This window comes from Sphingomonas prati, from assembly GCF_014643515.1.
In the GTDB taxonomy this organism is placed as follows: Bacteria; Pseudomonadota; Alphaproteobacteria; order Sphingomonadales; family Sphingomonadaceae; genus Sphingomonas_R; species Sphingomonas_R prati.
Genome location: NZ_BMJP01000006.1, coordinates 81,416 through 101,131, shown reverse-complemented (window position 1 = coordinate 101,131; position 19,716 = coordinate 81,416). Strand labels below are relative to the sequence as shown.

18 protein-coding genes are annotated in these 19,716 nt (G+C 67.2%); 5 read left to right on the top strand and 13 right to left on the bottom strand.

The window, feature by feature from the left end; translation table 11 throughout:
• Positions 1-224 precede the first annotated feature (224 nt).
• The 8 genes from IEX50_RS15890 to IEX50_RS15855 all read right to left on the bottom strand — a co-directional run bounded on the left by IEX50_RS15890 (position 225) and on the right by IEX50_RS15855 (position 11,218).
• A complete protein-coding gene (locus IEX50_RS15890; protein WP_157177707.1) occupies positions 225-491 on the bottom strand; it encodes an ATP synthase F1 subunit epsilon in 267 nt (88 codons plus the stop codon).
• 126 nt (positions 492-617) lie between these two features.
• Positions 618-2,090, bottom strand: coding sequence for a F0F1 ATP synthase subunit beta (atpD, locus tag IEX50_RS15885; RefSeq protein WP_076068616.1), 1,473 nt, complete (start codon positions 2,088-2,090; stop codon positions 618-620).
• Positions 2,091-2,175: 85 nt separating this feature from the next.
• Positions 2,176-3,057 carry a F0F1 ATP synthase subunit gamma gene (locus tag IEX50_RS15880; RefSeq protein ID WP_157177708.1) on the bottom strand — a complete coding sequence of 294 codons (882 nt, stop codon included), beginning with the start codon at positions 3,055-3,057 and terminating at the stop codon, positions 2,176-2,178.
• Between the two features lie 89 nt (positions 3,058-3,146).
• Positions 3,147-4,676: a F0F1 ATP synthase subunit alpha gene (gene atpA / locus IEX50_RS15875; RefSeq protein WP_076068614.1), complete on the bottom strand. Its 1,530-nt coding sequence runs from the start codon at positions 4,674-4,676 to the stop codon at positions 3,147-3,149.
• A gap of 2 nt (positions 4,677-4,678) precedes the next feature.
• On the bottom strand, positions 4,679-5,233 hold the full coding sequence (locus IEX50_RS15870; protein WP_157177709.1) for a F0F1 ATP synthase subunit delta: 555 nt from the start codon (positions 5,231-5,233) through the stop codon (positions 4,679-4,681).
• A gap of 193 nt (positions 5,234-5,426) precedes the next feature.
• Entirely contained in the window at positions 5,427-6,998 is a 1,572-nt protein-coding gene (locus IEX50_RS15865) for a hypothetical protein (RefSeq protein WP_157177710.1), read from the bottom strand.
• An 88-nt stretch (positions 6,999-7,086) separates the two neighbouring features.
• Positions 7,087-8,640, bottom strand: coding sequence for a cryptochrome/photolyase family protein (locus IEX50_RS15860; protein WP_157177711.1), 1,554 nt, complete (start codon positions 8,638-8,640; stop codon positions 7,087-7,089).
• Between the two features lie 406 nt (positions 8,641-9,046).
• Positions 9,047-11,218, bottom strand: coding sequence for a primosomal protein N' (locus IEX50_RS15855; protein ID WP_157177712.1), 2,172 nt, complete (start codon positions 11,216-11,218; stop codon positions 9,047-9,049).
• 54 nt (positions 11,219-11,272) lie between these two features.
• Here IEX50_RS15855 and IEX50_RS15850 point away from each other — a divergent pair, with 54 nt between their 5' ends.
• The 4 genes from IEX50_RS15850 (at position 11,273) to IEX50_RS15835 (ending at position 14,661) form a co-directional block, all read left to right on the top strand.
• Positions 11,273-11,950 (top strand): DUF4197 domain-containing protein, encoded by a 678-nt coding sequence (locus tag IEX50_RS15850; protein WP_157177713.1) that lies wholly within the window; start codon positions 11,273-11,275, stop codon positions 11,948-11,950.
• A gap of 264 nt (positions 11,951-12,214) precedes the next feature.
• Complete coding sequence (gene fsa, locus IEX50_RS15845) at positions 12,215-12,868, top strand: fructose-6-phosphate aldolase (RefSeq protein ID WP_157177714.1); 654 nt, start codon at positions 12,215-12,217, stop codon at positions 12,866-12,868.
• A gap of 103 nt (positions 12,869-12,971) precedes the next feature.
• On the top strand, positions 12,972-13,451 hold the full coding sequence (locus tag IEX50_RS15840) for a nuclear transport factor 2 family protein (RefSeq protein ID WP_157177715.1): 480 nt from the start codon (positions 12,972-12,974) through the stop codon (positions 13,449-13,451).
• Positions 13,452-13,794: 343 nt separating this feature from the next.
• Positions 13,795-14,661, top strand: coding sequence for a tyrosine-type recombinase/integrase (locus tag IEX50_RS15835; RefSeq protein ID WP_260161361.1), 867 nt, complete (start codon positions 13,795-13,797; stop codon positions 14,659-14,661).
• Between the two features lie 137 nt (positions 14,662-14,798).
• On the opposite strand, the gene IEX50_RS15830 is transcribed toward IEX50_RS15835, so the two are convergent.
• The 5 genes from IEX50_RS15830 to rsmI all read right to left on the bottom strand — a co-directional run bounded on the left by IEX50_RS15830 (position 14,799) and on the right by rsmI (position 18,473).
• Positions 14,799-15,401, bottom strand: a complete 603-nt coding sequence (locus tag IEX50_RS15830) for a DedA family protein (RefSeq protein WP_198350720.1) — start codon at positions 15,399-15,401, stop codon at positions 14,799-14,801.
• Positions 15,394-16,347, bottom strand: coding sequence for a glutathione synthase (gene gshB / locus IEX50_RS15825; protein ID WP_157177717.1), 954 nt, complete (start codon positions 16,345-16,347; stop codon positions 15,394-15,396). The genes IEX50_RS15830 and gshB overlap by 8 nt, the downstream gene beginning before the upstream one ends.
• Before the next feature lie 193 nt (positions 16,348-16,540).
• Entirely contained in the window at positions 16,541-16,921 is a 381-nt protein-coding gene (locus IEX50_RS15820; RefSeq protein WP_157177718.1) for a YraN family protein, read from the bottom strand.
• Between the two features lie 89 nt (positions 16,922-17,010).
• Positions 17,011-17,631 carry a hypothetical protein gene (locus tag IEX50_RS15815; RefSeq protein ID WP_157177719.1) on the bottom strand — a complete coding sequence of 207 codons (621 nt, stop codon included), beginning with the start codon at positions 17,629-17,631 and terminating at the stop codon, positions 17,011-17,013.
• Positions 17,628-18,473 carry a 16S rRNA (cytidine(1402)-2'-O)-methyltransferase gene (gene rsmI, locus IEX50_RS15810; protein WP_157177720.1) on the bottom strand — a complete coding sequence of 282 codons (846 nt, stop codon included), beginning with the start codon at positions 18,471-18,473 and terminating at the stop codon, positions 17,628-17,630. Before rsmI ends, IEX50_RS15815 begins: the two co-directional genes overlap by 4 nt.
• A gap of 10 nt (positions 18,474-18,483) precedes the next feature.
• On the opposite strand from rsmI, the gene IEX50_RS15805 reads away from it, so the two are divergent.
• Positions 18,484-19,695 (top strand): penicillin-binding protein activator, encoded by a 1,212-nt coding sequence (locus IEX50_RS15805; protein ID WP_157177721.1) that lies wholly within the window; start codon positions 18,484-18,486, stop codon positions 19,693-19,695.
• Positions 19,696-19,716 lie beyond the last annotated feature (21 nt).

The following is a 19,716-nucleotide window of genomic DNA, read 5'->3' as shown; positions in this document are numbered from 1 at the left end:
AACCGAACGGGGTTGGGAGTGGGGTCGGCCCAGCATAACCGTGGCCCGGGAGAACCGCTCAAGAACCGTCTATGCCGAGCGCAGTCGAGGCACGCTTCCCCGGGGCGTAGCGGAGGGTTTCTGTTGGCCGTCTTGGCTGCGCTCGACGGGGCCCTCGACTTCGCTCGGGATGGACGGGTTAGGGTGAGGTAGGGTTACGCCGGGAGTCGCTGGCTTGGAAGCCGTTATGCGACCTCGGTCGCCGCCTCGGCCAGGATCGTGAGGCCCTTGTCGTTCACTTCGGCGAAGCCGCCTTCGATGGCAATGCGGCCGGTGACCGTCGTAGCCGAGCTGTAGATCGCGATCTCGCCGGGGCGGATGACGGTCATGAACGGTGCGTGGCCCTCGAGGACCGCGAAGTCGCCTTCGATGCCGGGGACGACGACCATGTGGACGTCCTCCGAACGGAGCAGCTTTTCCGGGGTGACGAGTTCGAAGTGGAGGTTGGGCATCGGGTTTTCCTACGGATCGGGGCGGGATCGCACGGCCCAGCCACCGTTGGTGTTCTTGCGGAGCTGTCGCCCCCGCCCCCAAACCCCCTCCCCTGAACGGGAGGGGGCTTTCTTGCTAAGCCTTGATCAGGCTTCCTGGGCCATCTTTTCGGCCTTGGCGACGGCTTCTTCGATGCCGCCGACCATGTAGAAGGCCGCTTCCGGCAGGTGGTCATATTCGCCGGCGACGATCGCCTTGAAGCTGCGGACCGTGTCTTCGACCTGGACGAACTTGCCGCTGATGCCGGTGAAGACCTCGGCGACGTGGAACGGCTGGGAGAGGAAGCGCTGGATCTTGCGGGCGCGCTGGACGGTCAGCTTATCCTCTTCGGACAGCTCGTCCATGCCGAGGATGGCGATGATGTCCTGGAGCGACTTGTAGCGCTGGAGCAGCGACTGGACGGCGCGGGCCGTGTCGTAATGCTCCTGACCGACGATGCGGGGCGACAGCATGCGCGACGTCGAGTCGAGCGGATCGACCGCGGGGTAGATGCCGAGTTCCGAGATCGCCCGGTTGAGGTTGGTCGTCGCATCGAGATGCGCGAACGACGTGGCGGGCGCGGGATCGGTGAGATCGTCGGCGGGGACGTAGATCGCCTGCACCGAGGTGATCGACCCCTTGTTGGTCGAGGTGATGCGCTCCTGCAGCTGGCCCATGTCGGTCGACAGCGTCGGCTGGTAGCCCACGGCCGACGGGATGCGGCCGAGCAGTGCGGACACTTCGGACCCGGCCTGCGTGAAGCGGAAGATGTTGTCGACGAAGAACAGCACGTCCTGGCCCTCGACGTCGCGGAAATATTCCGCGTTCGTCAGACCCGACAGCGCGACGCGGGCACGGGCGCCCGGCGGCTCGTTCATCTGGCCGAACACGAGCGCGACCTTGGAGCCTTCCGACTGCGGATTGCCGTCGGCATCCTTGGCGATGACGCCCGCGTCGAGGAATTCGTGGTAGAGATCGTTGCCCTCGCGGGTGCGCTCACCCACGCCGGCGAACACCGAGGTGCCGCCATGGCCCTTTGCGATGTTGTTGATCAGCTCCTGGATCAGCACGGTCTTGCCGACGCCGGCGCCGCCGAACAGGCCGATCTTGCCGCCCTTTGCATAGGGCGCAAGCAGATCGATGACCTTGATGCCGGTGACGAGGATCGCGGACTCGGTCGACTGATCAATGAATTCCGGGGCCTTGGCGTGGATCGGCATGCGGGTTGCGGCATTGACCGGACCGCGCTCGTCGATCGGATCGCCGACGACGTTCAGGATGCGGCCGAGCGTGGCGGGGCCGACGGGGACGAGGATCTGCGTGCCGGTGTCGGTCACGGGCTGGCCGCGGGTCAGGCCCTCGGTCGAGTCCATCGCGATCGTGCGGACGGTGTTCTCGCCGAGATGCTGGGCGACTTCGAGCACGAGGCGGTTGCCCTGGTTCGTCGTCTCCAGCGCGGAGAGGATCGCGGGGAGCTTGTCCTCGAACGTCACGTCGACGACGGCGCCGATGATCTGCGACACGCGGCCGACATTGTTGGTCGCCAGTGTGGGCGTGGTGAGTGCTGGTGCGGTTGCCATCGGGTTCGTCCCTTGCCTTCCAAAAGTCTACCGTCGCGGCGGTCCCCCGCCGGGGCGGAGGTGCGATACGGCAGATGTATAGTGTTTAGAGCGCTTCCGCGCCCGCGATGATTTCGATGAGTTCGGTGGTGATCGCGGCCTGGCGGCTGCGGTTGTACTGGATGGTGAGGCGGTTGATCATGTCGCCCGCGTTGCGGGTGGCGTTGTCCATCGCGTTCATGCGGCTGCCCTGTTCGGATGCGGCATTTTCCAGCATCGCGCGGAACAGCTGGATCGCGACGTTGCGCGGCAGCAGTTCGGCCAGGATCGTCTCCTCGTCGGGCTCGTACTCGGTCGCGGCGGCGACCGGCTCGACCGTGCCTTCGACCTTGGGGATCGAGACGGGGATGATCTGCTGTTCGGTCGGCACCTGGACCAGTGCGGACTGGAAGCGCGCGTAGAACAGTTCGGCGACGTCATATTCGCCAGCTTCGAACCGGGCGATCAGGTCGCGGGCGACCTCGAGCGCGTCGGTAAAGGCGACGTTCTTGATGTGCGTCTGATCGACCTGATGGACGATGCGGCCGGGGAACAGCCGGTTTAGGACCGCGCGGCCCTTCTTGCCGATCAGGTAGAACTTCACGTCCTTGCCATCGGCGATCAGCGCGTCGGCCTTCTTGCGCGCGGCGCGGACGATGTTGCTGTTGAACGCACCCGCGAGGCCACGCTCGGACGTGGCGACGACGATCAGGTGGCGCTGGTCGGATCCGGTGCCGGCGAGCAGCTTGGGGCTGTTCGGGCCGACCTGGACCTTGCCGGCCAGGCTCGCCATCACGGCGGTCAGCCGTTCGGCGTAGGGACGGCCGGCCTCGGCCGCCATCTGCGCCCGGCGCAGCTTTGCGGCGGCCACCATCTTCATGGCCTTGGTGATCTTCTGAGTCGACTTCACCGAGGTGATGCGGACCTTGAGGCTCTTGAGGCTGGCCATCCTAGGCTGTGTCTTCCCTGTCGAAGAGGGTGCGTCCAGTGACGCCCCCCACCATAGCCTCCCCCGGCGGGGGGAGGGCTATATCGTGTTTACGCGAACGTCTTGGCGAAGTGGCCGATGGCTTCCTTGAGCGCTTCGGTCGTCTCTTTCGAGAGGTCCTTGCTGTCGCGGATCGTCGTCAGGATCGCGGTGTCGTGCGACCGGATATGGGTCAGCAGCGCAGCCTCGTAACGCGTCACGTCGGCGACGGGGACGGTATCGAGGAAACCGTTCACGCCGGCGAAGATCGACACGACCTGTTCCTCGAACGGCAGCGGCTGATACTGGCCCTGCTTGAGCAGTTCCGTCAGGCGCGCGCCGCGGTTCAGCAGGCGCTGCGTCGAGGCGTCGAGATCGGAGCCGAACTGCGCGAAGGCGGCCATTTCGCGGTACTGCGCCAGCTCCAGCTTGATCGAGCCGGCGACCTTCTTCATCGCCTTGGTCTGCGCGGCGGAACCGACGCGGCTGACCGAAAGACCGACGTTGATCGCCGGGCGGACGCCCTGGTAGAACAGCTCGGTTTCCAGGAAGATCTGGCCGTCGGTGATCGAGATCACGTTGGTCGGGATATAGGCGGACACGTCGCCGGCCTGCGTCTCGATGATCGGCAGCGCCGTCAGCGAACCGTTGCCGTTGTCGTCGTTCATCTTGGCCGCACGCTCGAGCAGGCGGCTGTGCAGGTAGAACACGTCGCCCGGATAGGCTTCGCGGCCCGGCGGACGGCGCAGCAGCAGCGACATCTGGCGGTAGGCGACGGCCTGCTTCGACAGATCGTCATAAACGATGACGGCGTGCATGCCGTTATCGCGGAAATATTCGCCCATCGCGCAGCCGGTATAGGGTGCGAGGAACTGCAGCGGGGCCGGCTCGGAAGCGGTGGCGGCGACGACGATGGAATATTCCATCGCGCCATTCTCCTCCAGCGCGCGGACGATCTGCGCCACGGTGGAGCGCTTCTGGCCCACGGCGACGTAGATGCAATAGAGCTTCTTGCTCTCGTCGTCGCCCTGATGGCCCTGCTTCTGGTTGATGAACGTGTCGATCGCGACGGCGGTCTTGCCGGTCTGGCGATCGCCGATGATCAGTTCGCGCTGGCCGCGGCCGACGGGGACGAGCGCGTCAAGCGCCTTGAGGCCGGTCTGGACGGGTTCGTGCACCGACTTGCGCGGGATGATGCCGGGGGCCTTCACCTCGACGCGCATGCGCTTTTCGGCGACGATCGGGCCCTTACCGTCGATCGGGTTGCCGAGGCCATCGACCACGCGGCCGAGCAGGCCCTTGCCGACGGGGACGTCGACGATGGTGCCGGTGCGGCGGACGATGTCGCCCTCGCCGATTTCGGCGTCGGAGCCGAAGATCACGGCGCCGACATTGTCGGCTTCGAGGTTCAGCGCCATACCCTGCACGCCGTTCGAGAATTCGATCATCTCGCCGGCCTGGACATTGTCGAGGCCGTGGATGCGGGCGATGCCGTCACCCACCGACAGGACGGTGCCGACTTCGGACACCTGAGCTTCGGTGCCGAAGCTGGCGATCTGGTCGCGGATGACCTTCGAGATTTCTGCGGCGCGGATATCCATGTTCAGCCTTTCATCGCCTGCGCGAGCATGTTCAATTTGGTGCGGATCGACCCATCGACCTGGCGCGAGCCGAGTTTGACGATGAGGCCGCCGAGAATGGATTTGTCGACCGTCGCCTCGATGGTGACGTCCTTGCCGGTCTGCGCCTTCAGCTTGGTCTTGAGCGCTTCGAGCTGGTCCGCGTCGAGCGGGTGCGCCGAGACGACCTCCGCCGTGGTTTCGCCGCGATAGTCGGCCGCGAGCATGCGGTAGGCCCGCATGATGGCAGGCAGATCGCGCAGGCGACGGTTGGACGCCAGCACGCCGAGGAACTTCGTCGTCAGCGGATCGAGGCCGAGTTCCGGCGCCACGGCGGCGACGGCATGGGCGGCATCGGTGCGGTTGACGAGCGGGCTGGTGACGAGCCGACGGAAGTCGTCGGAGCCGGCAACAGCCTGGTTCAGCGTGGACAGCGAGGCCGACACGACATCGATCTGCCGCTCGTCGCGCGCGAGTTCGAACAGCGCCATGGCGTAACGCCCGCCAAGACTTGCCTGAATACCGCCGGAAGTCTCCACGCCCGTTCCCGCCCCGTGATGCTGTTCGCCCATGCGAAAAAGGGGGCGCGATCGCGTCCCTCTGCATGGTGGGGGGCGGTTAGCATCGGACCCCCGCGGATGCAAGGTTGGTGGCGGGCGGGGTTCGGTTGCAGGGGCAGACGCTGCCGCACGCGTCATGCCGCGGAGGGCGGGGGACGCGTGCGGGCCGGTCTTATTCCGAATCGTTGTCGTCTTCGGCTTCGGCCGCGTCGCTGGCGGTGCGGATGGCGGCTTCATCCGCGGAGTCGATGCTGGCGATGAGTTTGGCGGCGGGGCTGTCGGCGCCGCGGTGCGGATCATAGGCGAGCGGGGCCAGGACGAGTTTCGCCTCCTTGCGCTTGCCATCGCGGACATATTCGCGCGCGACGCGGAAGCGAAGGCCGGCGTCCTGGGGGGCCAACGCAAAGGCCTGGTTCAAGCCGACGATCGCGTTGGCGGTTGGGCGCTGGCCCGATGGGCGGAAGCTGTCGTAAAACAGCATCAACGGTTCGGCGTCGTCGGGTTCGAGGCGGTTTGCCTTGACGAACCAGCTGCGTGCCTCGCGCCAGACGGCCTGGTCGGTCGCCTTGGCCTGGACCGCGCGGCGCATGTGGACGCGGCCCTTGTAGAGCAATGCCTCCCGCGATTTCGGATCGACCGCGAGCGCGCGATCGGCAGCTGCCTCCGCCCGGTCGTCCTGCCGCGCGTCATATTCCGCCTCGGCAAGCCAGGCCTGGACAACGGGATCGGCGGCGTAGGGTGCGGCGAGTGTGCGGGCCTGCGCCACGACCGCGGGTGCGGTAGTGCCGTTGACGCCGCGTTCGGACCGCATCCGCACCGGGATCATCGCGGTTTCGCCGGGGGACAATGGCCGCACGCTGATCTCGCCGATCGGCAGTTTGTCCTTGGGGATCGGCAGATAGGGCATCTTGCGCGATACGAGATAGCGTTCGACATCGCGATCGAGGATCTTCAGATCGCCGAACGCGATCTTGGCGGCCTCGAGGCTGGGCTTGCCGCGGTTCAGTTCGCGCAGATAGGTGCTGAGCTGCCCGTCGCGCTTGCGTTCGAACGTGAGATAATGGGTGAGCAACCAGCCGCGGCCATAGAGCGCCTCGCGCTCGTCCTGGTTCAGCTTGCGGTTGTCGGCGGTCAGCAATTCTTCCAGCGTCAGCGGTTTGCCGCCGTTCATCAGCCCGTAGCCGCGGTGCATGGCCGGGACGCCGAAGCCGAGCCCGCCGTCGCGTTCGCTGCGCGCGGTGCCGTTGAATTCGGCGAACCCCTCCGTGAACCAGCCGGGATAGGCGGCGGTGTAGTTGGCATACATGAAATGGTGGGTGTATTCGTGGAACAGCACGGTCTGTGCGGAGATTTCGAACGGCCCGCCATTGCCCGAGCGCCGCGGCGTGAAGGCGACCGAGCCGCCGGCGCGCGGCTGATAAAAACCGGCGACGTTGCGGCAGGTGCTTTCCTTGCGATTGCCGCCGCTACTGCAAAGCCGTTCGATCGAGGCGGCATCGGGCAGCACATAGACGAGTAGCGGATTGGCGCGATCGGACGGCCGTTCGGGCAAGCCGCGCATGACGCGCAACCCCTTGTCGAACCGTTCGAGGCGGGTGGCGTAGTCGCGTGCGGTGTCCGCGCTGCCCGGGGCGTAGATGACGAAATGGTCGCTGCGCGCCTCGAACCAGGCAGCTGTGGCCGGCGTGGCGAGCGCGCCTGCCAATGCCGCCGCGATCGCCGCTTGCCAGAATCGTTTCGTCATCGTCCTCGTCCCCCCGAACATCTTTGTCAGGATGCTATGACGGATCGAAGTATCCGCGAAAGCTGTATTTTTCGTTGTCTTCGGCGGCTCAGTCCCTGGCGTAGCCGGGTCTGGCGGGTTCGAGGGTGTGGAGGAAGGTGGCGGCGCTGGTGCGGTATTCGGCGCGGCGTTCATCGGTCATGCGGTTCCAGCTGGCGTAGACGGTGCGCAGGCGCATGTTGGTCTTGAGCTTGTCTTCGTGGCGGGCGAGGAAATCCCAGTAGAGCGCGTTGAACGGGCAGGCGTCGGGGCCGGTCTTCTGCTTCACGTCGTAGCGGCAGCGGCCGCAATAATCGGACATGCGGTCGATATAGGCGCCGCCGCCCGCGTACGGCTTCGACGCGATCATGCCGCCGTCGGCGAACTGGCTCATGCCGATGACGTTGGGCATCTCGACCCATTCATAGGCGTCGAAATAGACGACGAGGAACCAGTCGCTGATCTCGCCCGGCTCGACGCCGGCGAGCATCGCGAAGTTGCCGAGCACCATGAGGCGCTGGATATGGTGGGCGTAGGCTTCGCGCTTCGTCTGGTCGATGCTTTGCGCAAGGCAGCGCATGTCGGTGTCGCCGGTCCAGTAGAAGTCGGGGAGCGGGCGGTGGGCGTCGAGCGCATTGCGCGTCGCGAATTCCGGCATGTCCCACCAGTACATGCCGCGCATATATTCGCGCCAGCCGGCGATCTGGCGGATGAAGCCCTCCGTCGCCGGCAGCGGCGCGAGGCCGGCGTCGTAGGCGGCGGCGGCGGCCTCGCACACCTCCAGCGGTTCGAGCAGGCCGGTGTTCAGGCAGAGCGACAGCACGCTGTGGTAGAGATAGTCCTGCCCCGCGATCATCGCGTCCTGGTAGCGCCCGAAATCGGGAAGCGCGGTGTCGATGAAGTGCTTCAGCGCCTGCTTCGCGTGGGCGCGGGTGACGGGGAGCGCGAAGGGTTCCAGGTCGCCGAAATGGTCGGCGAACTCGGCGGCGACGAGGGTCAGGACGTCCTGCGTGATCTCGTCCGGTTCGAAGCGGAGCGGGGCGGGGTAGTTGAGCCCGCGCGGCGGGGTCTGGCGGTTTTCCTTGTCGTAGTTCCAGTCGCCGCCGGTCGGCTTGCCGTTCGGGTCCATCAGGAGGCCGGTCTTGCGCCGCATGTCGCGGTAGAAGAACTCCATCCGATGTTCCTTGCGGCCCTGCGCCCAGGTCATGAATTCGGGGATCGAGCAGATGAAACGGTCGTCGTGGAGGATGTCGACGGGGAGGCCGGTGGCCTTCGACCAGTCGTCCTGCATCTGGCGCACGCGATATTCGGCGCCCTCGACCGTGCGGATCGCGGTGGCGGCGTGGCGGGCGGCGGCGCGGGTGACTTCGCTGGTGAAGTTGTGCGTGTTGGCGGGGTCGGTCAGGCGGACATAGTCGACGGTCCAGCCGGACTTTTCGAGCGCCGCGGCGAAGTGGCGCATCGCGGAGAAGATGAGCGCGATCTTCTTCTTGTGGTGTTTGACGTACTGGGTCTCGGCTCTGACTTCGACCAGCAGGATCACGCTGGTGGCGCGGTCCTGGTCGCGGAGCGAGGCGAGGGTGCCGGAGAGCTGGTCGCCGAGGACTGGGATGAGGGTGGTCATTCCCGGGTTGTAGGGGGAGCGTGCGGGGATGCGAGGGGACTTTTTGTCTTATTGGGTGGGCTTCTTCTTGCCCCCCTCCCTTTCAAGGGAGGGGCTGGGGGTGGGTGGTACCTGTTCGTCGTCGCGACGTTGGATTTGGGGAGCTGTTGCACCCACCCCCAACCCCAGTTTCACCGTCCAGCAGGTAAAACATGCCCCCGGCATGTTTTAGGGAGTGCCAGTGGCACTCCCGACCTGCTGGCCGGTGAAACTCTTGAAAGGGAGGGGGCTTTGCTTGCTTCTCTGTCTTCTTCTCCCTCCACCCATCGGGAGGGAGGGTCGGGGTGGGGGGCTTGGCTGGGGGTGAGGGCTTTTCCAGTCTAAGCCCCCCACCCAACCCTCCCCCCGGTGGGGGGAGGGCTTTAGACTAGAGGAAGCTGTACGGGTCGACATCCACGTTCACCCGCACCGTCTTCGGCCATTCCAGCGCGCCGAGCCACGTGCGGATCGCGTCCTGCATGTCGAAGGTGCGGGCGGCGTGGACGAGGAGGCGGTGGCGGTGGCGGCCGCGGAGCATGGAGAGCGGCGCGGGGGCGGGGCCGTAGACCTCCATGCCGGGGACGCGCGGGGCGGTGCGGCCGATCAGGCGGGCGGTGTCGAGCGCGGCGGACTGGATTTCGGACGACACGACGATGCCGGCGAAGCGGCCGAAGGGGGGTGCGCCTGCGCTGCGCCGGCTGTCGGTTTCGGCGGCGTAGAAGCTGTCGGCATCGCCCGAGACGAGCGCCTGGATGACGGGGGCCTGCGGTTCGTGGGTCTGGACGAAGACGCGGCCGGGCTTGGTCCCGCGGCCGGCGCGGCCGGAGACCTGCGCGATCTGCTGGAAACTGCGTTCTGCGGCGCGCAGGTCGCCGCCCTGCAGCCCCAGATCCGCGTCGATCACGCCGACGAGCGTGAGGTTGGGGAAATGATAGCCCTTGGTCACCAGCTGCGTGCCGACGACGATGTCGATGTCGCCGGACTCCATCCGGTTGACGAATTCCGCGGCGCGGGCGGGGGACCAGATGGTGTCCGACGTGACGACCGCGGTCCGCGCGGTGGGGAACAGCACGGCGACCTCGTCCGCGATGCGTTCGACGCCGGGGCCGCAAGCGACGAGGCTGTCCTCCGCCTTGCATTCGGGGCAGGCGGCGGGCGGCGGCATGGTGTGGCCGCAGTGGTGACACGCCAGCCGCGCGGAAAGCCGGTGTTCGACCATCCAGGCGGTGCAGTTCGGACACTGGAACCGGTGGCCGCAGGTGCGGCAGAGCGTGAGCGGGGCGTAGCCGCGGCGGTTGAGGAAGAGCAGGACCTGCTCCTTCTTCGCCAGCGTCTCCTCCATCGCCGCCACCAGCACGGGGGCGAGCCAGCGGCCGCGGGCGGGCGGATCGGCGGTGAGATCCAGCGCAGCGATCGTCGGCATCTGCGCCGCGCCGTAGCGGCCGGGGAGCTTGAGTTCGGCGTAATGGCCGAGCGCGACCTGTTGCCGTGTTTCGATCGCGGGGGTGGCCGACGCGAGGATGACGGGAAAATCCTCGAACCGGCCGCGCATCACGGCGACGTCGCGGGCGTGGTACATCACGCCCTCTTCCTGCTTGAAGCTGGTTTCGTGCGCCTCGTCCACGACGATCAGGCCGAGGTTCGGGTAGGGCAGGAACAGGGCCGAGCGCGCGCCGACCACGACGCTGGCCTCGCCGCTGGCGATCGCGCGCCAGGCGCGGCGGCGTTGCGACTGGCGCAGGTCGGAATGCCAGGCGACGGGGAGGCAGCCGAACCGCGCCTCGAACCGTTTGAGGAAGGGTTCGGTCAGCGCGATTTCGGGGAGCAGGACGAGCGTCTGGCGGCCCTCCGCGATGGCGCGGGCGACGGCCTCGAAATAGACCTCCGTCTTGCCGGAGCCGGTGACGCCGTCGAGCAGGAAAGGTTGCGCGGTGTGGGCGGTGACCGCGTCCGAAAGCACCGTCGCGGCGGCGCGCTGGTCTTCGGACAGCGTGGGCGGGCCGTGGGCGGGGTCGGGGACGGGATAGGGGGCGTCGGCCTGGACGGTGACGGCCTCCAGTGCGCCGGCCTTGACGAGGCCGCGGACGACGGCGTCGGTGACGTCGGCACGTCCGGCAAGTTCGCGGATGAGGCCCTGTCGCGTGCCGATCCGGTCGAGCGCCTGCGTGCGTTGTGGCGTCATGCGGTCCGGCACATGGCCGGTCGCGCGATATTCGACGATCACCGGGCTGCCGTCGAGCGCGCTGGCGGACGCGAGCGTCATGCGCAGCACGGCGGCGGGGGAGGCCATGTAGTAGGCCGCGGTCCACTCGATCAGCCGGCGGAGCGAGGCCTTGAGCGGTGGCAGGTCGTAGACGGCGGCGAGCGGGCGCAGGCGGTTGTCGCCGACCTCCATCTCGGACGGCATATGATCGGGCTCCCACACCACGCCGGTCAGCTGGCGCGGCCCGAGCGGCGCGAGCACGATCGAGCCGGGTTCGACCGGGTTATGCGGATCGACCCGATAATCGAGCGGGCCGATCGCGGCATTGAGGAGCAGGACGCGCGCACGGGGGTTCATGCTGCATCAAGTAGGGATGGCGGACGGGTGCGTCGAGTTTTGAAGGAGTGGGTGATGGAAGCGATGAACAGGCGCGCGTTGCTGGGCATGGCCGCGCTGGTGCCGCTGGTGGCGGTGGTCGGGTGTGCGACCGGGCCCGGGGCGAGCACGGTTGAGGAGGGTGTGCGGCGCTTGCTGACGCTGTCGACCGAGCGGGCGTTCGACCGGCTGATGGAGCCGAACGGGTTCTACGACAGTCAGGTCGCGCGGATCGCGGTGCCGCAGGCGCTGGCCGGGAATGGCGGCGTGCTGGCGTCGTTGCTGAACAGCAGCCTGGTGCGGAACCAGATGGGCATCGTGCTGAACCAGGTGGCGCAGGATGCGGCGCGGCGGGCGACGCCGGTGGTGCTGGATCATGTGCGGCGGATGTCGTTGCGCGATGCGGTGGCGGTGCTGCGTGGTGGGCCGACGGCGGCGACGACGTTGCTGCAGCAGGATGCGGGTGGGGCGGTACTCGACGTGATGCTGCCGGAGGTGTCGCGCGGGTTGCGGTCGGATGTGATCCGCACGCTGAGTGCGGCGATCGCGGAGAAGACCGGCGTGGATTATGCGGAGCTTGGCCAGACCGTGGCGGGGCAGGCGTCGGACGGGATCTTCCGCGCGATCGGGCGGGAGGAGGCGGCGATTCGGGCTGATCCTCGGGCGACGCGGGATCCGGTGTTGATTGCCTTGTTGGGGGCCGGGCGGGGGTGATCTTTTGCCCCCCTCCCTTTCAAGGGAGGGGCTGGGGGTGGGTGGTACCTGCGCGCCTTCGCTGGTTCTCTGGAGAAGAGGTGGCACCCACCCCCAACCCCCTCCCTTAAAAGGGAGAAGGCTTTGTTTTGGCCTTTGGGTTGCGCACGACCCCGATGGGGGGAGGGCTAGTACTTCCCTTCCACCCGCGGCACGCAGCGCTTCTATTGCTCCCGCGTCGCGGTCGGTCCTATACCCGTGGGCGAAACAACCCTCGGAGCCACCATGAAATTTTTCGCTGACACCGCCGATATCGCCGACATCACGGAGCTGGCCGCGACGGGGTTGCTGGACGGGGTGACGACCAATCCGTCGCTGATCGCCAAGTCGGGGCGGGATTTCCTGGAAGTGGTGGCCGAGATAGCGAAGATCGTGCCCGGGCCGGTGTCGGCCGAGGTAGTCGCGCTCGACCATGAGGGCATGATGCGCGAGGCGGAGATCGTGCGGAAGATCGCCGACAATATCGCGGTGAAGGTGCCGCTGACGCTTGACGGCCTTAAGACCTGCAAGAAGCTGACCGACGACGGCACGATGGTGAACGTGACGCTGTGCTTCTCGGCCAACCAGGCGCTGCTGGCGGGCAAGGCGGGGGCGACGTTCGTGTCGCCGTTCGTCGGGCGGCATGACGATATCGGGTTCGACGGGATGGCGCTGATCGCCGACATCCGGCAGATCTACGACAATTATGATTTCGGGACGGAGATCCTGGTCGCCAGTGTGCGGCACCCGATCCATGTGCTCGAAGCCGCCAAGATCGGCGCCGACGTGATGACCGCGCCGCCCGCGATCATCAAGATGCTGGTCAACCACCCGCTGACCGACAAGGGGATCGAAGGTTTCCTGAAGGATTGGGCGAAGACGGGGCAGTCGATCGGCTGATCGCGCCTGCGGCTTGCGACGAAGATGCGACCAACGGGGTCGCGTGGGTTCGTCCGGTTCGGTTAGCTTTACCTTGCGGCCATCGGGGCCGGGGGGTGGTGTGATGGCGAGCTGGACGAAGTTGCGGGCTGCGGTTGTGGCGGCGTTGCTGGTGACCGGCGGGGCGGGGGTTGCTGCGGTCGCGCCAGTCGCGCCGGTGGCTGCGGTTGCGCCGGCGGATACCGCTTTGCTGATGGTGGTCGACGCGTTCGAGAAGGCGCGGCTGGGGTTCGACGCGGCTGCGATCGCAGCGACGATCACCGCGGACTATGTCGAGGTTTCGCCGGTTGGCGAGGTCGACCCGCGGGAGAAGATGCTGGGCTTCTATGCGCCGGACAAGCGGCAGCCCGTGCCGGCGATGACGACGAGCGAGTTGAGCGTGCGGCGGCGTGGCGACACGGCGATCGTGCTGAGCAAGGTCACCTACCGAATGGCGGGGCCGGATGGAGCGATGCGGGATCGGTCGATGCGCGTCGGGTATGCGCTGCGGCGTGAAGGTGGGCGTTGGTTGATTGCCTCTGCGCAGGCTACGCCGATGCGGTGAGGGTTGGCTGGGCTGGGCTTTTGGTACGACTAATTTTTCCTTCTTCCGTTCGGTTCGAGCCTGTCGAGAACTTCGCTGGAGCTACCGATGGTTCGGGACCGAACGTGCTGGTGCATGGTCTGGCGGAGTGCCATCGTGCGCCGGCGAAGCGTCGGAGGGAGGTTGGCCGGATGAAATTTTTTGATGTTGCGTCCAGTGACGCCCCTCTCCCCAACCCTCTCCCCGGAGGGGAGAGGGGGCGTGTTGTGCTTCCCCTTCTGCGTTGCGTCCGGTGACGCCCCCCACCCCGACCCTCCCCCCGGTGGGGGGAGGGAGTTTTCTTGACGATCATCCGGCTCGCCTTCTGGCGGCGGATTGGGAGCGGCATCTGGTCGTTGATCGGCGGATGTCTGCGCATACGGCGCGGGCTTATGTTGCGGGGGCGCATCGGCTGATTGGGTTTCTGGGCGAGCATCTTGGGGGGGCGGTGGATCTGTCCACGCTAGGAAGGCTGACGTCGGGGGATTTGCGGGCGTTTCTCGCCAAGCGGCGGAGCGACGGGCTGGGCAATGCGGGGGCGGCGCGGGAGTTGTCGGCGGTGCGCGGGTTTCTGGGTTTTGCGGGCGTTGATCTGCCGCGGATGCAGGGGGCGCGGGTGAAGCGGGGGGTGCCGCGGCCGGTGGCGCCGGGCGATATCGATGCGATGGTCGAGGATGTCAGCGTGGCCGATGCCGAGTGGGTGGGGCTGCGCGATGTCGCGGTGTTGCTGCTGCTGTACGGATGCGGGCTGCGCGTGGGGGAGGCGATGGCGCTGACGCCCGCGACCCTGCCGATCGGCGATGCGATGCTGGTGACCGGCAAGCGCGCCAAGACGCGGCTGGTGCCGGTGCTGGCGCCGGTGCGCGAGGCGGTGATGGCCTATGTCGAGGCGTGCCCGTGGCCGCTGGTGCGCGACGAGCCGCTGTTTCGCGGGGCGAAGGGCGGGGCGTTGTCTGCCGATATCGTGCGGCGTGCGGTGCGCGGGGCGCGCGGGCGGCTGGGGTTGTCGGAGCGGACGACGCCGCATGCTTTGCGGCACAGTTTCGCGACGCATCTGCTGGGGCGGGGGGCGGACCTGCGCTCGCTGCAGGAGCTGCTGGGGCATGCGAGCTTGTCTTCGACGCAGGTTTATACCGCGGTGGATGCGGCGCATCTGCTGGATGTTTATCGGAACGCGCATCCGCGGGCTTGAGTTGGCTTAGCCCCTCTCCTTCAGGGGAGGGGCTGGGGTGGGGCTGACCTCATCGTCGTCGATACGTTGCAGGGTAGGCGCTGTTGCCCCAACCCCAAACCCCTCCCCTGAAGGAGAGGGGCTTAAGTCAAACCCGCTCAGCTCTTCTTTGGCTTCCAGGTGATGACGCGGAAGACGTACCAGAGGAGGAGGATGGCGATGACGGCGGTGCCGGCGGGGCCGAGATATTTGTCGACCTGCGTGTAGTTCTGGCCGAGCACGTAGCCGGCGATGGCGAGCGCGCTGGTCCAGCCGGCGGTGCCGATCGTCGACCAGATCAGGAACGGCACGAGCGGCATGCCGAACAGCCCGGCCGGGATCGAGACGAGCGAGCGGATCGTCGGCACCATGCGCCCAAGACAGACGAACAGCCGGTCGAAGCGATCGAAGAAATGGTCGGCGCGCTCGACCTCCTGCCAGTCGAGCGTCAGGAAGCGGCCGAACCGCGCGACCAGCGGCCGGAACCGGTCGATGCCGAGCCAGCGCGCGACATAATACCAGATGAGGTTGCCGGCCATCGCGCCCGCCGTGCCGGAGAGGATCGCGCCCCAGAGCGTCATGGTGCCGCGTTCGGCCTGGAGCCCGGCGAGCGACATGATCACCTCCGACGGGATCGGCGGGAACACGGTTTCGAGGAACATGAGGAACGCGACGCCGGCATAGCCGCCGACCTCGATCCAGTGGCGGACGATGTCACCCACGGGCGGACACTCGGCGTTCGATGGCGTCCCAGATCAGGCCGGGCGTGTCGGTGCCGTTGAACTTGTCGATCGCGACGATACCGGTCGGGCTGGTCACGTTGATTTCGGTCAGGTGGCCGGCGATGACGTCGATCCCAACGAAGATCAGCCCGCGGGCGGCGAGTTCGGGGCCGAGCACGTCGCAGATCTCGCGCTCCTTCGGCGTCAGCTCGGTCGCGTGGGCGGCGCCGCCGGCGGCGAGGTTGGAGCGGATCTCGCCCGATTTGGGCAGGCGGTTGATCGCGCCGGTGGGCACGCCGTCGACCAGCACGATGCGCTTGTCGCCTTCCGACACGTCGGGGAGGAACGCCTGGACCATGAACGGTTCGCGCCAGACCTCACCGAACAGTTCGATCAGTGCGGCGAGATTCTTGTCCGCGCGGCCGACGTGGAACACCGCGGAACCGGCATTGCCGTAGAGCGGCTTCACGACGATTTCGCCATGTTCGGCGTGGAAGGCGCGGACCTCGTCCAGCTTCCGCGTGATGAGCGTGGCCGGCATGAACTGCGCATAGTCGAGCACGAACAGCTTTTCCGGCGCGTTGCGGACCGACGCCGGGTCGTTCACCACCAGCGTGCGGTGGGCGATCCGTTCGAGCAGGTGGGTGGCGGTGATGTAGGCGAGGTCGAACGGCGGATCCTGGCGCATCAGCACGACGTCGATATCGTCGCCGAGGTCGATGACCTCCTGCTCGCCCGCGGTGAAATGGTCGTCCTGCGTGGCGCGGACGGTGACCGGGCGGGCGAGCGCGCGGACCTGGCCGCGGTCGTAGCTGAGGTCGCCGGGGCCATATTCGTAGAGCGTGTGGCCGCGGGATTGCGCGGCCATCATGAGCGCGAAGGTCGAATCGCCCGCGATCTTGATCGTTTCGAGCGGATCCATCTGGACCGCGACTTTCAGGCTCATGGGATCGGTCTCCGGCATGGGTGCTGGCGCTGTCTAGAGGGGGGCGGGGCGGCTGTCATCCCGTGGTGTTTGTGGCGTGCCCGATCCGTTTGGTTCGAGCCTATCGAGAACTTGCGTGAGTTCTCGACAGGCTCGAACCGAACGGGGGAAGCGCAGGGTTCTCGACAGGCTCGAACCGAACGGGGCGGTGGGCTCAGCCCATCCACGCATTCTCGATATGGCGGACGGGGGTTCCGCGCGCGATCAGGATGACGTCGATTCGGATGTCGTCGCCCGGGCCGGCGTAGCGGGGCATAAGGATTTCGGCGGCGGCGGCCACGCGGGCGAGGCGGTGGGCGTCGATGGCGTGGTCGAGTTCGAGCGCGGTGGCCCGGCCTTTGACCTCGACGAACGCGACCAACGATCCGCGGCGCGCGACGATGTCGACCTCGCCCCGCGGGGTGCGGACGCGCTTGTCGAGGATGCGCCAGCCCTTGAGCCGCAACCACCACGCCGCCAGCCGCTCCGCGCGACGCCCCGCCGCATCGGCTGCGCGGCGCGAGTCTGTGCTTCTTACGGGGCGCGGGCGCTGCATGATCGAGGCGTGCGGGATGGTGACGAGGAGGGCAAGCCCGCGAAGTGGCTGTGGTCCGCTTTCGCCGAATTGCGGACATTCGCCTGATGCTACCGATCCGCGTCCTTGTATCTCGCCGCTGCGGACGGCTTGACCGAATATCCGGCAGGCGTGCGCACCAAGTCTTTTGTTAGCGGGATGGCTCCACTGGGCATAATCGGAAGCGACGCCGTCGCTGGCCAAAGTTCCTTGATCTTAGGAACAAGTTCTTCCCGGAAGCGAGCGGAACGTACCGAGTCTTGGCCAAGCGGAAATGCAATCCATACGCGTCCGATCCGATCTCGGAAGTCCATAGCTGAAGCCATCGACTCCTCGTCATCTCCTCGCCAGACCGACGCGTTGAACGTCATCGGGGACACCTCAGACTGGATCAACAACTCGTCTCGGGTGGCCGCATCGACATGAAAGCCTCGCGCCTTACCTACCTCGCGCAGAAGCTGAATGAAGCGTGCCTTGTCCGTGTCTGTTGGTAGCGGCACTTCGTATGCAGCGACTGTTTTCGCCCACTTTGGCTGCTCGGCAACGCTACAGGCAGTGCAGATGACCAAGAGGCAAAGGATCAGACGTCTCATGATGAGAGCATCGGACACACCGCGCCATGGGTCAATGTCCGCTTTCCGCCACAAGCGGACATCGGGCCGCGTTCGAGCGGCGAGAATATCGTCGCTCATTCGTCCCGCATCGCGAGCGCACGGGCGTACAGGTCGCGCTTGTCCAGGCCGGTGGCCTTGGCGACTTCGGCGGCGGCTTTGGCCATGGGGAGGCGGGTGAGGGCGTCGCGGAGGAGGGCGTCGACGGCGTCGGGTTCGGGGGGTGGGGCCTCGCCGGGTGGGGCGACGACGATAACGATTTCGCCGCGCGGGCCGCCTTCGGCATAGCGATCGATCAGCACGCTAAGCGTGCCTGTCACCGCTTCTTCGTAGGCCTTGCTGATCTCGCGGGTGACGGCGGCGTCGCGATCGCCGAGGTGGGTGTGGAGTGCGGTGAGCGTCGCGTGGAGGCGGGGGCCGCTTTCGTAGAGGACGAGGGTGGCGCGGACGGCGCCGAGTTCGAGGATGGTGTCGGCTTTCGCTTTCTCCTTCACGGGCAGGAAGCCGGCGAACAGGAAGCGATCGGTGGGCAGGCCGGCGAGCGTCAGCGCGGCGATCGCGGCGCAGGGGCCGGGGATGGTGACGATCGCGTGGCCGGCGGCGCGCGCGGCGCGGACGAGCTTGTAGCCCGGATCCGAGATCAGCGGCGTTCCGGCGTCCGACACCAGCGCGATCGATTCGGTTGCGAGCCGCGCGACGAGGTCGGTGCGGACATGATCGGCGCTGTGATCGTGATAGGGGATCATGCGGCGCTTGGTGCCGATGTGGTTGAGCAGCTTTGCGGTGACGCGGCTGTCCTCCACCGCGATGGCGTCGGCACGGGCCAGGATCGATGCGGCGCGGGGGGACAGGTCGCCCAGATTGCCTATCGGGGTGGCGACAATGTAAAGGCCGGGATCAAGTCGTTCTGGGGTGGGGTTCATAAAGATGTTCATGGCAGAGGCGCAGGACCGCCCGCAACCTTTGCGGCAGACAATGGGTCGCCGGCGCGTCGGTGCGGGGCTGCTGGCGGCGATGCTGCTGGCCGGGTGTCAGACGATCGTGCCGCGCGGCGTGGACGATCGGCCGGCGCCGTCGCGTCCGCCGCGCGGCGCCGAGACCGCGCCGACCGCGCCGCAGGGTGCGTTGCCCGTCGATGCGGAGCGCAACCGTGTCGCGTTGCTGGTGCCGATGACCGGCCCGAACGCGGCGGTTGGCAATGCGATCGCCAATGCGGCGAACCTGGCGCTGATCGATACCGGGACCGCCAAGGTGCGGATCACGACATACGACACCGCGACGGGCGCGGCGGCGGCGGCGGATCGCGCGCTGGCCGACGGCAACCGGTTGTTCCTGGGGCCGTTGCTGGGCGACGACGTGCGTGCGGTGTCGCCCATGGCGCGCGCAGCGAAGGTGCCGGTGATCGCGTTTTCGAACGATGCGACGGTGGCGGGCAACGGCACGTATCTGATGGGCTTTTCCCCGGCGCAGTCGATCGCGCGGGTGGTGGACTATGCGCGGTCGAAGGGGATGACGCGCTTTGCCGGGCTGGTGCCGACCGGGGCTTATGGCCGGACGGCGTCGGCGATGCTGATCCGTGCGGCGGAGGCGTCGGGCGGGAGCGTGGTCGCGATGCAGACGTTCGACCGGTCGGCGGAGTCGTTGAAGGCGGCGGTGGCGCGGTTCGGACGCGACCAGCAATATGACGCGGTGCTGATCGCCGACGGCGGGCGGATCGCGTTGCAGGCGGTGCCGTTGCTGAAGCGGACCGCGTCGCCGGGAGCGAAGATCCTCGGCACCGAATTGTGGGCGACGGACAATGCGATCCGGACCGGCGGGGCGCTGAACGGCGCTTGGTATGCGAGCGTGCCGGACGCGATGTACCGCCAGCTGGGGCGGCGGTATCAGGCGCGCTACGGGCGGGCGCCGTACCGGTTGGCGAGCCTGGGGTATGACGCGGTGCTGCTGACCGTGCGGATCGCGGCGAACTGGCGCGTGGGGACGGCGTTTCCGGAACGGATGCTGATCGACCGCGGCGGGTTCGGCGGCGTGGACGGCGCGTTTCGCTTCAACCGCGACGGCATCGCACAGCGGACGCTGGAGGTGAACCAGGTCGCGTCGGGGACGCCGGTGGTGGTTTCGGTGGCGCCGAAGGGGTTCGAGTAGGGTTTGCCGCAGCTTTAGTTC